The sequence below is a fragment of the Lachnoclostridium phytofermentans genome, assembly GCF_000733755.1.
Classification (GTDB): domain Bacteria; phylum Bacillota; class Clostridia; order Lachnospirales; family Lachnospiraceae; genus Lachnoclostridium; species Lachnoclostridium phytofermentans_A.
Map to the genome: position 1 here is coordinate 1,441,681 of NZ_JPOF01000003.1, position 13,192 is coordinate 1,454,872.

Below are 13,192 nucleotides of genomic sequence, written 5' to 3' on the forward strand. Positions count from 1 at the left end.
CGATTTACTATACGTTTTATTCTTGCTCTAACAACTGAGAATAGATCTCTCTTTTTGAAACACCTCGATCAGAAGCAACTAATTTCATGGCTTCCTTCTTACTCAACCCTTGTCCGAGATAGTAATCCATATGGGCTTCTAACGTCCATTCTGCCCATCGTTCCTGCTCTTCTTTTCTAAGTTCTTCTCTTGTGCGTCCTTCAATTAATAGCACACACTCTCCTTTTGGTTCACTGTCAGTATAGAACGCAAGCGCATCCTCTATCGTAGTTAAGAATGCTGTTTCATATCTCTTGGTTAATTCTCTACAAACGGTGATTCTTCTGTTACCGAAGGCCTCATGAAGAACATTTAATGTTTTTACCAAACGATGCGGTGCTTCATACAAGATAATTGTCCTTGTTTCATTGACAAGTTCATCAAGAATAGATTGACGTTCTTTTTTATCTACTGGCAAAAATGCTTCAAACACAAACCTTCTGGTAGACCTTCCAGAAATCGTTAGGGCTGTAATTAACGCACAAGCCCCTGGTAAAGAAGTCACTACAATACCTGCTTCATAAGCCATCATAACTAGCTCTTCCCCTGGATCTGAAATACCTGGGGTTCCTGCATCTGTAATTAGCGCCACATTTTTTCCTTGTAGCATTTCTTCTATCAGATATCTTCCCTTTTCTATCTTATTAAATTCATGATAGCTTGTCATCGGTGTTTTTATATTAAAATGATTTAATAACTTAATACTGTTTCTTGTGTCCTCTGCGGCAATCAAATCTACCTCAGATAATGTCCTTACAGCGCGAAAGGTCATATCCTCCAAGTTACCAATTGGAGTAGCACACAAATATAATTTTCCTGACATGATTCCTCCTAACACCCGTTGCATATCAAATCTAAAGCGCATATTATCCGCATACAGCTTTGATATTGCCAGAAACAAGAAAAAGTACGTTTCACAAATTTTTTCTTGCTATGAATAAGAAGTGTGAACATTGCTTTTATTTTCACACATACAGGTTTGTGTAACTATCTTTTCTATATACGGTCATATAAACTAATAACCATAGATTTTATAAATCTCATCGGTATAAACATTTACCTCTTGATAAACAACAAGCGGTGCTTCTATCGTAATCATAGGATTTCCACCACGCAAGCCTTCAATCAGCACCATGTTTGGTTCTTTATCTACATAGGGATGTACTAATTTCATCCGTTTTGGTTCTAACTTATATTGGCGCATCACAGAAAATATTTCAACTAAGCGATGAGGACGATGCACCATATAGAATCTTCCGTTCGGTTTTAGAATTTTAGCTGTTTCTCTTATGACATCTTCAAGACTACATAATATTTCATGCCTCGCAATTGCCTTTGGCATCGCTTCATTTACTAATCCATGCTGATGGTTCATATAAGGTGGGTTACACGTAACAACATCAAAAGAACCCGCTCCAAACAATTTGGAAGCTTCCTTAATGTCGCCTGTTACTATATCGATACGGTCTTGCAATTCATTATAGAGAACACTTCTTCTAGCCATATCTGCACTCTCTTCTTGAATCTCAAGCCCCGTAAAGTGTTGCCCCTTTGTTTTTCCTGCTAATAGGATAGGAATAATTCCTGTCCCGGTACCCATATCAAGAGTAGATTCGCTCGGTTTTATTTTAGCAAAACCAGATAATAAAACAGCATCCATTCCAAAACAAAATTTCTCGGGATTTTGAATTATTTTATACCCATTACGATGCAAATCATCCAATCTCTCTCCTGCAAAAAGAAGCTCTTCTTTTTGTGTTATGGAAACTTTCTCTGTTTTAGTCATCCAGATGATTACCTTCTTTTCTCTCTAACATTTCAAGTGCACGAAGTTCCTCATCAAGCAGCACTCTCTCTTTTTTCTTCTTTGGCTTAAAGCGAAGATCACTTACTTTGTATTCGCGAATTTCTTTTTCATCATTTTCCAAGACCACTATGACTTTTACCAATTGTTTTAATACACTTACACTTGTAACTTCACCACGAAGATTGTCATTCGTCGTTACAAAGTCACCTACACTTGGAAGCTTACTGTTTAAATCCTCATATGCCTCTTCCTCATTCTTAAGACAGCACATTAATCTTCCACATACACCAGAGATTTTGGTTGGATTTAATGAGAGATTTTGTTCCTTTGCCATCTTTATAGAAACAGGAGCAAATTCAGAAAGATGTGTATGACAACATAACGGTCTTCCACAAATACCGATACCACCTACTATTTTAGTTTCATCACGCACACCGATTTGTCGTAATTCAATTCTTGTCTTAAAGACAGAAGCCAAATCTTTTACTAATTCACGGAAATCAATTCTTCCATCGGCTGTAAAATAAAACAACACTTTATTATTGTCAAAAGTATACTCACAATCAATCAACTTCATTTCAAGTTGATGCTTAGTAATCTTCTCCATGCAGATACGAAATGCTTCTTTTTCCTTCTCTTTGTTTTTGTGCTCTATCTCATCATCTTCTGGTGTCGCTGTTCTCATAACCTGCTTTAAGGGTTGTACCACTTGGCTTTCTTCCACATCTCTTGGTCCAAGTACTACATTTCCATATTCCACCCCTCTTGCGGTCTCAACAATTACATTATCCCCCTGATTAATCGAAAAACCAGCTGGATCGAAAAAATAAATCTTACCAGCTCTTCGAAAACGTACACCGATTACATTTACCATAGTTTTTATCCTCTCTCCCTTTTCATTCACTTTCTATACGAATAAGCAATCAGAAACTAGACAATTTTGATTGGATACTCGTATAGGACATCTATTGATAACTTTCCTTCATAGAAAGTAATAAAAGCTCCATTGCAACTTCAAAGTTAACATTCGCATTCAAACGATCCTTGACCTTAGAAAAAGCTTGAATTATTTGTTCTAAACCTTCAAAACTGCTTAATTTTGCTTGCTTTTTTATCGTAGGCAGTTCTTCCTTATATACTAAAAGATTGCCGTCCTGTGTAGCCTTAAACATTAAAATATCTCGATACCATAGAAGCATTAAATCCAAACAGTCTAAAATATCACTTTTATTTTCTGAGAAATACTTAACCGCTTCCGCAATATCACTTAAGTCCATTCCCTCCATATTGTTCATAAGATGAATGATATCTTCTTTCATCTTTACAAATCGCTCTGAAGTTGCATACTTAATCGCTTTTCCTAGATTTCCTCCGGAAAAGGCTGCGCTAATTTGTGCCTGATAATCTACGATATGTTCTATATCGATAAGATATTGTTTAATTTTATTCTTATCCACCGCTTTAAAATTAAGCATAACGCAACGGGATAGTATCGTCGGTAAAAATATATTGTTATTGTTTGTTAATAACAAAATAATTGCATACTGTGGCGGTTCTTCGATCGTTTTTAAGAGAGCGTTTTGCGCTTGCTCAGTCATCTTCTCCGCTTCATCTATAATATAGATTTTATAAGGACCAACATAAGGCTTGATCGCAATATCATTGTTTAACTGAAGTCTGATATCATCAACGCCAATACTCGCTTTCTCATGTGTGATTCTACGGATATCTGGCTGATTTCCTGATACAGCTTGCAAGCAGGATTTACACGTGGTACAAGGATTTATTCCATGTTCGCTACACAAAAGAGTAGACGCAAAAATATTTGCCACAAAGTTTTTTCCAATCCCATCTTCCCCTTGAAAGATATAAGCGTGAGAAACCTTATTGGTTTTCATTGCATTTTGAAGATGATTCACGATTTCCTCATGCCCTATAACATCTCTAAAGGTATTCATGTGCTCCCTGCCTTTCTAAATCTATGCCAACAAGTCCAATAATAATCCTCTAATTTCATCAATTCGACTTAAGATTGCAATTGCATCTTTCTCCTCTTTTATTAGCTCTAAGGCTAATTCATCTAAGGTTTTGTCGATTAATTTTATCATACCATAGACACGGTGTCTTCCTCGTTTGTCTAAGAAATTCTGACGTGAAAATTTATGAGATCGGTTCACTATCTCATTCATAAATTCCTTGATTAATTCCCGATATCTTCTCATATCAGTAACATCCATATGCTTGGTGATTCGTTTCCCTTGCGTGGCAATTTCCTCCACTAATAGATTTAAACGCGCTTGAAGGGACTGCTCTTCAATATTACTAATTAAGGTAAAGCGAAAAGAATCATCTCCATTTGGTACAGGAGCTTTTACTTCTGCCTGACTAATTTGCTGTAATTGATTCACTTTAATCTCCATGCGCTCTCCTCCATTTCACCGTATCCTTTGATATGAAACATTATATCATGAATTTAAAATACCAAATTTATGATTGTGGTCTACACAAGCCTTTGGCTTGGCAGTCTTATTATATCATATGGTACCTATAAATTATAGCATTTTCTTTCAGCACACCTATATTACAACCGACCTTTGCTATCTGATTCTTTGCATCGAATCATGAAATCCTAGGCTATCATACTAACTCAATTTTTGATAACTCTTTATATCCTTTATAATTTCATTAATACAATCCGTTAAATCATTATTTTTATATCGTTTTATAACATTTGCTTCCTTCAATTTTTCTTCTGAAAAATCTTCTTCATCTGCGAGATACCTTCTACAAACCTCTGCATACTTAGGTTCTTCTTGCTTTCTTTCTCGGATAATCGACCTTTCCAATCGTATGTCATCAGCAACTTCGATATAGAAAGGAATTACGACATCATCACCAAAATATTTTCTAATTTGAACGAATCCCTCTAAAGTACTAATAAGAAGATAATCATTCGTACCCAGTGTAATTTGATCATCATTTACAGTGAAATAATTCCATTCACCATGCACCGTTTGGTAAGATCTATGCTCAATAATCAGACCTTTTTCTTTTAGATTTTTCATCTCTTCCACAGTCACAAAGCGATACTCTACACCATTTCTTTCTCCTTTGCGGATTGGTCTGGTTGTATACCCAACTGCTGTTTTAAGCATAAGCTCCTTTGACTCAATTATTCTTTGATAGACCGTATCTTTCCCGGTCGCACTTTTTCCCATGATTACAAAAATTTTAGACATGCTTTTCTCCTGCTTTTACTCTAATGAAGTCTCCTTCTTCCTCGACAAGCCCTTTTACTTTTAAAAAAGCCTGTTTAAATCGAAGAAGTTTTTCTATCATAGGCCTAGTAATAACCTCTCCAGGAACCAAAAGAGGGATTCCAGGCGGATAAAGATGGATATAATCTAGTACAACCCGTCCCTCACTTTTTATGAGTGGGATAACCTCCTCCTTGAAACCATCAAGTTCATAAGACTCATAGTAGCGCTTAGGTTTTTGCAGTTCTTTTATTTCACTCTCTAAGAATTCTATGTCAAGGAACGTTTGATTCAATTTCTCCAGGTTTGTGTTTTCGTATTTGGTATCCTCTTGTTCTACTAATGTATCTTCTGAACTTTTCTCATTAACACTTAACTCCCTAAATCTACCCTTTTCTATATCTTCTTCTATTGCTAAGATTGCCTTGATAAAACGTTCAAACCCTTCTTTCGTATCACATACACTAGTCATACATAACACATATTCTTTTGATGCCATCTCAGGCTGAATAAGATACTTTGTTCTTAACTCCTCATATAACATCATTCCCGTTATATGATTATGATTTGATGCAATTACAAGTTTAGAAGCATCCTTATATTCCGAATTCCAAAGCGTAAGATTTTTTAAATTAGCAAGTTTTTCGTATACTTCCTCTATATATCCCTGATAAAGTTCAAATTTATCTTTTCCTTCTGTTCTAAGAAAATCCATACATCTTACCAAGCTTGCCATTAATAAATAAGAAGGACTACTTGTTTCATATATTTTTAAAAATCTTTTTATATCTTTTTCTGATACCAAATCACTATTCCGATGCAAAAGAGCTGTTTGTGTAAATGCAGGTAACGTCTTATGTGTGCTTTGAATTACGACATCCGCTCCACATTCAAGCGCACTTTTTACCTTGCTTTTCTGGAATAACAAATGCGCGCCATGTGCCTCATCAACCAAAAGACCTGCTCCATATCGATGAACTACCTCAGCAATCTTTTTAATGTCAGAAACAATTCCTTCATAAGTTGGTGAGGTTATTACAACTAGCGTGATATCAGGATTATTTTCAAGAGTTTGAATTACCGATTCTACTGTTATCTGCCCCGCTATCCCAAACTGTAACATCGCTGGATAGAGATACACTGGCTTTAACTGTCTTTGATAAAGTGCATGATAGACTGCCTGATGTGAGTTTCTTGCAATTGCTACTTTATCTCCACGATTTGTCATTGCAGAAATCCCCGCTAGAATACCACAAGTACTGCCGTTTACTAGAAAAAAACTTTGCTTTGTCTGAAATAACTTTGCCGTTTCTTCCATCTCTTCTTTTAATATATCCTCTGCATCATGTAAATTATCAAATCCGTCAATTTCTGTTATATCAAGAGCATAGGGATTGACCATCAACCAATCTGGATTTCTCTTGTGGCCAGGCATATGCATCGGATAATACTCTGCTTTCGTATATTCCTGTAATTTTTCATATAAATTCACTTTGCCACACCTCTTTCCTATCCTCTATTTTCCAATTTTTATTGTAATTAACTTATCGTTATTATAGCGTACAAAACTTTAAAACACAAGAAAAAGCCCTATGAGGCAGTATGGTATATGGATAGTCCCAATTGACGAATAATAAGATAACAAGTATAATAAGCCTTAGGTTGATACACCTCAATCGGTTTAGAAAGGTAGGAGAAACATGCGACTTCGAAATATCCCCGGCTCAAGAGAATATATAGCCCAAAACGACTATGTAATCCATGATCCGGAACAAAAGAAAGGTAAATGGCACGAAGTATTCGGCAATCACAATCCTATTCACATTGAAATTGGAATGGGAAAGGGCCAATTTATCACTACTCTTGCAATGCAAAATCCTAACATAAATTATATTGGCATAGAAAAATACTCTAGCGTATTACTTCGTGCCATTGAAAAAAGAGAGGAATATGAAGGAAATAATCTATATTTTCTTCGTTTTGACGCAGAATATATCACAGATATTTTTGCTCCATCCGAAGTGGATCGAATCTATTTAAATTTCTCTGATCCATGGCCAAAAGACCGCCATGCCAAAAGAAGATTAACTTCGAATGAGTTTCTTGCACGCTATGATCAGTTCTTAGCAAAGGATGGCTTTATTGCCTTTAAAACAGACAATCGAGATTTATTTGACTTTTCTCTAGAGCAAGTTAAAGAGTCCGAATGGCAGTTACGTGATGTAACCTTTGATTTGCATCATAGTGAATTTGTGGAAGGTAACATCATGACGGAATATGAAGAGCGTTTTTCCTCTATGGGAAATCCAATTCATCGCTTAGTTGCATATCGAGAGAAAGAATAATTGGATATTTTTATGATTACCGTAATATGATATAAAAAAAGTATTGCTGGTTGATTATGAAGAATTCACCGAAAACTAAGATATCACATTCCCTGATGTCCAATCAAAACCTAAACAAGAGAGCATTAGACTTAAAAAGTTCTTGGGATGCTGTAGATAAGTTATTAAAAAACTCAAACTTATTAAAGAAAAATCCTAGTACACCTGAAACAAAAGCGAACACTACAGAAAAAAAACCTAGTGCTGCTGAAAAAAAACCTTCCAAATGAAACCTAGCTAAGCAGGTTAAAAGCCCTTAAATAAGGGTAAAATACAAAAAGGTGAATGAGACCTAAAGGTTACAAGTTACTAAGGGACAATATATCTATACCATACAACGGAGGTACTAATATGGCATTAATATTTACTGATGAAAATTTTGAAAAAGAAGTAATCCAATCCGATTTGCCAGTTTTGGTGGATTTTTACGCAGATTGGTGTGGACCATGTAAAATGATGGGACCAATCATCGAAGAATTACATGACCAGTATGAAGGTAAGGTTAAGATTGGTAAACTTAACGTAGATAATTCTCCAGAAACAGCAGCAGAATTCCGCGTTATGTCAATACCTACATTAATCTTCTTTAAAAATGGAAAAGCAATTGAAACGATGGTAGGCGTCGTTGCAAAACAAAAATTAGAGGATATGTTAAATGCATAAAAAAAATCCTGTTCCTAACATACTTTGCTAGGAACAGGATTTTTTATCGTATTTCTATATTTCGTTTCTTTAAATGTCCGGTTATCAGTATATCTGCTAGATAAGCAATAACAGCTACGATAGGAACTCCTAAAAACATTCCAAATACCCCGCCGTAAGCGCCTCCAACCGTAATACCAAAGATAACCCATAATGGTGTTAGTCCTGTGGAATCACCAAGAATCTTAGGTCCTAATATCCAGCCATCAAACTGCTGTAATGCAAGAATCATAAGCGCAAAGACTAAGGCTTGTATTGGACTTATAAATAGGTAAAGAAGTACTCCTGGTACTGCTCCTATAAATGGTCCAAAGTAAGGTATCATATTCGTAACACCTACAATAACACTAATTAAGATTGCATATGGCAATTTAAGTATAGACATTAATATAAAGCAAATAATTCCTATAATCGTAGAGTCAATTGTTTTCCCGACAATGAACCCAGTAAAGATTGATCCACATTCTCTTGTTACTTCAAGGAAAGAATCTGCTTTCTTTTTTGGGACAAAAGCATAAATCACACGTGCTGCATTTTTTGACAACATTCTTTTATCATAGATCATATAAATAGAAATCGCTATCGATAACAAAATGTTAAATGCAATCTTTGCAATTGATATGGATACATTTAATATCTTTGGAACAACATTTTTCACGAAGTCTGTTCCAAAAGAAATTAACTGAGGTAATGATGCTTCGATTTTATCCTGTATATATTCTGTATCAAGCATTGGAAACTTCTCACCAAATTCAATTAACCAGATTTCAGCTTGTTTATACAAATCATCGCTATTTTGAATCAACTCGGATATGCTTTTTGTCACCTGTGGTATAATATAAGTAAAACATATTACCAATAATGCAATTATTATGATATAAGCGGTTGCAATGCCCAGAGCTAGACACACCTTAGTTTTTTTTATCTTTAGTGTATTACCATAAAAGCGTTCTGACAATGCTTTCACAATTGGATTTATAATAAAAGCAATAAAGAATGCAACTATAAATGGCTGAATCACTATCGAAAAGTTTTTTAATCCTACTGTAAAAGAAGGAATATTTTCCAATGCATACTTAAATATAATAGCAAGTGCAATCACGCAAAAGGCATATACACTAATCGTAAAATACTTTTTGGTTGGCTCAAATCTGAATTTATAATCCTTAGGACGTTCTACTACTTCTTTTTCCTGATCATCAGGAACCTGCTCTTCTTTTAAAACTATTACTTTAATTTTTCCTGTCTCTTCTTGGATAACAGCTTTATTCTTTTTTTTCATACCGGAAAGTTTTAACTTCTTCGCCATCTTTAACCCCTTTGCTAAGCTATTCAACATTGGAAGATAGAGGGTCTCTTTTACTAATTGTGTAACCCCCCCTTACTTCCATTGTAAGTATATCCTATAATGCATTATATCGATTCTAAGTACTATAATCAACGATAAATATTATTCATTTGACTTTCAACCGTATTATTAACAAGATTCCTCTGACTTAGTCGATACTTTTACCTTTACTTAATTAAAAAGAGATTTATTATGGTATATTTTAACACTTTATTTTTTTAAAAAATGCTTGCTTTTTCTAAAACCATCGTATATAATAATTTTTGCGTTCAAGAGATAAGAAAACCAATTTTCTTAACATAATTATTATGCGTCTTTAGCTCAGTTGGTAGAGCACCTGACTCTTAATCAGGGTGTCCAGGGTTCGAGCCCCTGAAGACGCATTAGAAGTCTTCGTTTGGCAGATAATAGCTGCTGGGTGAGGACTTTTTTTATGCGTGTTAGTAGATTTTCACTATTTTAAAAGAGTTTGTATGCATTTTTAAGAAATTTTCAAAATAATTAAAAAAATGCTTGCAATTCTAGTCCACATCCTATATAATAACTAATTGTTGATACTGAATATGCGTCTTTAGCTCAGTTGGTAGAGCACCTGACTCTTAATCAGGGTGTCCAGGGTTCGAGCCCCTGAAGACGCATTCATAAGGTCCTCGTTTGGCGAACGCAAGAGTCGCTGGGTGAGGACTTTTTACTGTCTATCTTTCCCTACCGCAGCGGCTTTGTAATCCCTGTTTTCTTTTCTTTCGAAATTCCACCATGCATGTGATAAGTACTTGTATTTAAAAAGCAAGCTCTCATCACAGAATCATCTCCGTATCTTTTCCGTATAGAATCTATTGTTTCATCCAGTTTACTCAGTTTCTCATAGCGATCCCAATCAAAAAGATTGTATTGTATCGTATTTTCTTTGGTAATTCTACTTGTATGCACGCCCATTTGTCGTATTGGCGTCTTTCCATCCCATAGATGCTCAAATAAACGACAGGAAAAACAGTATACTTCCATTGTTGTATTAGAAGCAGAAAAAAGCATTCCCTGATGAGAAACTCTTTGAAAAGTATCCGTTGTAACTGATACAGACACGCACTGTCCCTTCACTCCATCTATTCGAAGTCTCGTACATACGGTTTCACTTAAAGATAATAATACAAGCTTTGCGTGCTCCATCGTGACAATATCAAAAGGCGTGGTTACGGAATTACCATATCCCTTGTTTGCTTCTAGTGGCACAAAAAGGGGCGATTCATCAATTCCATGAGAAAACTGATGAAGTACTTCTCCATACTTTCCAAAATGAGCCTTTAATATTTTTACATCTGTTTGTGCTAGCTCCCCTATCGTTTTTATTCCTAGATTAAAAAGCTTTTTTTCTGTCGCTCTTCCTACAAAAAACAGCTCTCCTACCGGTAGTGGCCACATCTTTTTTGGAATCTCCTCTGGAAATAAGGTATGCACTAAATTCGGTTTTTTTAGTTCTCCTGCCATCTTTGCTAATAGCTTGTTTGACGATACACCGATATTTACCGTAAATTTTAATTCTTCTTCTATTAAGTCTTTTAAATTATTTGCAACAATAACAGGTCCCCCAAATAATAGCTCACTCCCACTCATATCGACAAATGCTTCATCAATGGAATACTGTTCAACTTTTGGAGAATACCGATGTAAAATCTCAATTAATGATTTGGACGCCTTCACATACCTTTCGTAATTTGGCGGAATAATTACTAAATCTGGACACTTTTGTACTGCTGCCCCAAGAGCTTCACCCGTATGAATTTTTAGTTTTTTGGCAGGAGTAGATTTTGCTAAAACAATTCCGTGCCTGTTTTCTCTATCCCCTCCAATTACGGAAGGAATATCACGCAAATCTACGCTTTCTCCTAAAACATGAAGTCGATAAGCGGCCTCCCAACTAAGAAACGCAGAGTTAACATCAATATGAAAAAAAATTTTCTCCTGCATTGCTATACTCCTTAAAAAACTTAACCATTTAGCTTACCATTTTAAACAACGTCCATCTGCCCGAATCCGTATGATAGTGAAGTTCAGCCAAGCGAATCTCTCCAAATAGCTCTAAACGGCATCCATAAATAAGGATGGTCAGACCAGATGGCTTTATTTGTTTACGGTATGCAATTTCTATAATATCGGCAGTAACTCTCTCATGTGCATCATTCTCTAATCGTATTCGTAGTGGCTTAACCTCACCCAATGCACTGCAAAAGGTAATCATATCAACGGGAATGTTATTTTGCACTTTCCTACACCTCTTTTCAAACAACATAAATGCTTACATTCCATTTAAACTTCGAAAACTTAATAAATCTCTACAATAGTGTATGCTAAAACATCGAACATATGTACGATTATTATACCAGAACATATGTTTGGTTGTAAAGTGGTATTCTATAACATTTTTATTATTTAAACAAGAAAAAGCGCGCTTCGCGTACTATTTCTTGTCATGAATAAAAACAGAAAAGAAGTTCTATATAGGATAACTGTATTTAGTTTCTTTTATTTTTTGATATATTTAGTATATAATGGTAGTGAATAAGATCTAATTACTATATAATAAAAAATAAATCAGTAACGAAATAAAAGATAATAAAAAGTATCGTGAATCGAATAGAACGGATAATGGTATGGGAGAAAGTAACATACGCCATGTAAATGAATTATATTGGAATAAAAATTCGAAAGCAGAATAGAAAAAACAGAGCCCAATGTAAAATCCCCGGTGGTATAGGAAAGTGGAAGATTTCGTACAATACTTCATATGAATTAGGAAGGAGAACAACTATGTGTGGACGCTACTATGTTGATGAAGAAAGCAATGAAGAATTACTTCGTATTATAAGAAATTTGGACCAACGCCTCCAGGGGGAGCGTATACAGGCACCAGACCCGAATAATGAGGGTACACACGTCCCAAGAAAGTTTAAAACCGGTGAGATATTTCCGACCAATATTGCCCCTATTCTTTCGAAAAAAGATGAAAATATCGTGCCCTCTGCTATGACTTGGGGGTATAAAGGCTTTAAAGGAAGTAATGTAATTATTAATGCACGTAGCGAAAGTGCAGCGGAAAAAAGAATGTTTGCAAACGATTTGGAATCAAAACGTATTGTAGTTCCTGCAAGTGGTTTTTATGAATGGGAGCATAGCGGGTCCAAAACCAAATATTACTTTACCTCCGAGCACGAAAAACCCCTTTATATGGCTGGTTTATCTCATTCCTATGAAGATGAAGAACGTTTTGTTATCCTTACTACAGCTGCAAATGAATCTATGAAAGATATTCATAACCGTATGCCTGTCTTATTAAACGAAGATGAAATTGAAGGGTGGCTGTCCTCCAGAGAAGAGGCACTTTCTCTTATGAAACGCATACCAGAACAGTTAAAAAAGACCAAGTCTTCCCCTAAAGAAGAACCAGAATTTGAACAACTTAAATTTCCATGGTAACGTTCTCATGAATTTTACCATAAAGTGAGTTTATTTTTATTTTTCTTTGTTGCTTGTGTACATTGACAATTATTTAACATTATTATAAAATGACGTTGACTCAAAGAAGTCAAATTTTTTAAATAACTTTGTTAATTATTTAACAGTATTACAATATAAACTTTTCATCTGTAATACAAACAAG

At 35.2% G+C, this 13,192-nt stretch carries 14 protein-coding genes and 2 tRNA genes; 6 read left to right on the forward strand and 10 right to left on the reverse strand.

The features are described 5' to 3' along the window. Positions 1–16 precede the first annotated feature (16 nt). The 7 genes from rsmI to CC92_RS0111670 all read right to left on the reverse strand — a co-directional run bounded on the left by rsmI (position 17) and on the right by CC92_RS0111670 (position 6,595). Positions 17–862: a 16S rRNA (cytidine(1402)-2'-O)-methyltransferase gene (gene rsmI, locus CC92_RS0111640; RefSeq protein ID WP_029502713.1), complete on the reverse strand. Its 846-nt coding sequence runs from the start codon at positions 860–862 to the stop codon at positions 17–19. Between the two features lie 192 nt (positions 863–1,054). Further along, positions 1,055–1,825 carry a tRNA1(Val) (adenine(37)-N6)-methyltransferase gene (locus CC92_RS0111645; RefSeq protein ID WP_051650690.1) on the reverse strand — a complete coding sequence of 257 codons (771 nt, stop codon included), beginning with the start codon at positions 1,823–1,825 and terminating at the stop codon, positions 1,055–1,057. Further along, on the reverse strand, positions 1,818–2,720 hold the full coding sequence (locus tag CC92_RS0111650) for a PSP1 domain-containing protein (RefSeq protein ID WP_029502711.1): 903 nt from the start codon (positions 2,718–2,720) through the stop codon (positions 1,818–1,820). The genes CC92_RS0111645 and CC92_RS0111650 overlap by 8 nt, the downstream gene beginning before the upstream one ends. A gap of 91 nt (positions 2,721–2,811) precedes the next feature. Then, on the reverse strand, positions 2,812–3,804 hold the full coding sequence (gene holB, locus CC92_RS0111655) for a DNA polymerase III subunit delta' (protein WP_029502710.1): 993 nt from the start codon (positions 3,802–3,804) through the stop codon (positions 2,812–2,814). A gap of 21 nt (positions 3,805–3,825) precedes the next feature. After that, complete coding sequence (locus CC92_RS0111660; RefSeq protein ID WP_029502709.1) at positions 3,826–4,266, reverse strand: YaaR family protein; 441 nt, start codon at positions 4,264–4,266, stop codon at positions 3,826–3,828. 222 nt (positions 4,267–4,488) lie between these two features. Next, positions 4,489–5,085, reverse strand: a complete 597-nt coding sequence (locus CC92_RS0111665) for a guanylate kinase (RefSeq protein WP_029502708.1) — start codon at positions 5,083–5,085, stop codon at positions 4,489–4,491. Then, positions 5,078–6,595 carry an aminotransferase class I/II-fold pyridoxal phosphate-dependent enzyme gene (locus CC92_RS0111670; RefSeq protein WP_029502707.1) on the reverse strand — a complete coding sequence of 506 codons (1,518 nt, stop codon included), beginning with the start codon at positions 6,593–6,595 and terminating at the stop codon, positions 5,078–5,080. Before CC92_RS0111670 ends, CC92_RS0111665 begins: the two co-directional genes overlap by 8 nt. Positions 6,596–6,803: 208 nt before the next feature. On the opposite strand from CC92_RS0111670, the gene trmB reads away from it, so the two are divergent. The 3 genes from trmB (at position 6,804) to trxA (ending at position 8,150) form a co-directional block, all read left to right on the forward strand. Then, positions 6,804–7,448: a tRNA (guanosine(46)-N7)-methyltransferase TrmB gene (gene trmB / locus CC92_RS0111675; RefSeq protein ID WP_029502706.1), complete on the forward strand. Its 645-nt coding sequence runs from the start codon at positions 6,804–6,806 to the stop codon at positions 7,446–7,448. A 56-nt stretch (positions 7,449–7,504) separates the two neighbouring features. Continuing rightward, positions 7,505–7,717, forward strand: coding sequence for a hypothetical protein (locus CC92_RS22550; protein WP_155998337.1), 213 nt, complete (start codon positions 7,505–7,507; stop codon positions 7,715–7,717). Positions 7,718–7,838: 121 nt separating this feature from the next. Then, positions 7,839–8,150, forward strand: coding sequence for a thioredoxin (gene trxA / locus CC92_RS0111685; protein ID WP_029502705.1), 312 nt, complete (start codon positions 7,839–7,841; stop codon positions 8,148–8,150). A 43-nt stretch (positions 8,151–8,193) separates the two neighbouring features. On the opposite strand, the gene CC92_RS0111690 is transcribed toward trxA, so the two are convergent. Then, the gene (locus tag CC92_RS0111690; RefSeq protein ID WP_051650689.1) at positions 8,194–9,498 is read right to left on the reverse strand and encodes an AI-2E family transporter; all 1,305 of its coding nucleotides are present in this window, start codon (positions 9,496–9,498) and stop codon (positions 8,194–8,196) included. Positions 9,499–9,847: 349 nt separating this feature from the next. On the opposite strand from CC92_RS0111690, the gene CC92_RS0111695 reads away from it, so the two are divergent. Further along, a tRNA-Lys gene (locus CC92_RS0111695) sits at positions 9,848–9,920 on the forward strand. A gap of 182 nt (positions 9,921–10,102) precedes the next feature. Further along, positions 10,103–10,175, forward strand: a tRNA-Lys gene (locus CC92_RS0111700). A gap of 67 nt (positions 10,176–10,242) precedes the next feature. Here CC92_RS0111700 and CC92_RS0111705 read toward each other — a convergent pair. Together CC92_RS0111705 and CC92_RS0111710 are read right to left on the reverse strand one after the other, a co-directional pair. Next, the gene (locus CC92_RS0111705; RefSeq protein WP_029502703.1) at positions 10,243–11,502 is read right to left on the reverse strand and encodes a DNA polymerase thumb domain-containing protein; all 1,260 of its coding nucleotides are present in this window, start codon (positions 11,500–11,502) and stop codon (positions 10,243–10,245) included. 28 nt (positions 11,503–11,530) lie between these two features. After that, on the reverse strand, positions 11,531–11,797 hold the full coding sequence (locus CC92_RS0111710; RefSeq protein ID WP_029502702.1) for a hypothetical protein: 267 nt from the start codon (positions 11,795–11,797) through the stop codon (positions 11,531–11,533). Between the two features lie 545 nt (positions 11,798–12,342). Between CC92_RS0111710 and CC92_RS0111715 the strand changes: the two genes are divergently transcribed. After that, positions 12,343–13,008 carry an SOS response-associated peptidase gene (locus CC92_RS0111715; RefSeq protein WP_051650688.1) on the forward strand — a complete coding sequence of 222 codons (666 nt, stop codon included), beginning with the start codon at positions 12,343–12,345 and terminating at the stop codon, positions 13,006–13,008. Positions 13,009–13,192: the final 184 nt, after the last annotated feature.

What these genes read in the sequence shown, in the direction of transcription:
- CC92_RS0111660 (WP_029502709.1), bottom strand. Translation starts at nt 4,266, where the DNA reads ATGGAGATTAAAGTGAATCAATTACAGCAAATTAGTCAGGCAGAAGTA.
- CC92_RS22550 (WP_155998337.1), top strand. Translation starts at nt 7,505, where the DNA reads ATGAAGAATTCACCGAAAACTAAGATATCACATTCCCTGATGTCCAAT.
- rsmI (WP_029502713.1), bottom strand. Translation starts at nt 862, where the DNA reads ATGTCAGGAAAATTATATTTGTGTGCTACTCCAATTGGTAACTTGGAG.
- trmB (WP_029502706.1), top strand. Translation starts at nt 6,804, where the DNA reads ATGCGACTTCGAAATATCCCCGGCTCAAGAGAATATATAGCCCAAAAC.
- trxA (WP_029502705.1), top strand. Translation starts at nt 7,839, where the DNA reads ATGGCATTAATATTTACTGATGAAAATTTTGAAAAAGAAGTAATCCAA.
- CC92_RS0111690 (WP_051650689.1), bottom strand. Translation starts at nt 9,498, where the DNA reads ATGGCGAAGAAGTTAAAACTTTCCGGTATGAAAAAAAAGAATAAAGCT.
- CC92_RS0111645 (WP_051650690.1), bottom strand. Translation starts at nt 1,825, where the DNA reads ATGACTAAAACAGAGAAAGTTTCCATAACACAAAAAGAAGAGCTTCTT.
- CC92_RS0111650 (WP_029502711.1), bottom strand. Translation starts at nt 2,720, where the DNA reads ATGGTAAATGTAATCGGTGTACGTTTTCGAAGAGCTGGTAAGATTTAT.
- holB (WP_029502710.1), bottom strand. Translation starts at nt 3,804, where the DNA reads ATGAATACCTTTAGAGATGTTATAGGGCATGAGGAAATCGTGAATCAT.
- CC92_RS0111665 (WP_029502708.1), bottom strand. Translation starts at nt 5,085, where the DNA reads ATGTCTAAAATTTTTGTAATCATGGGAAAAAGTGCGACCGGGAAAGAT.
- CC92_RS0111705 (WP_029502703.1), bottom strand. Translation starts at nt 11,502, where the DNA reads ATGCAGGAGAAAATTTTTTTTCATATTGATGTTAACTCTGCGTTTCTT.
- CC92_RS0111715 (WP_051650688.1), top strand. Translation starts at nt 12,343, where the DNA reads ATGTGTGGACGCTACTATGTTGATGAAGAAAGCAATGAAGAATTACTT.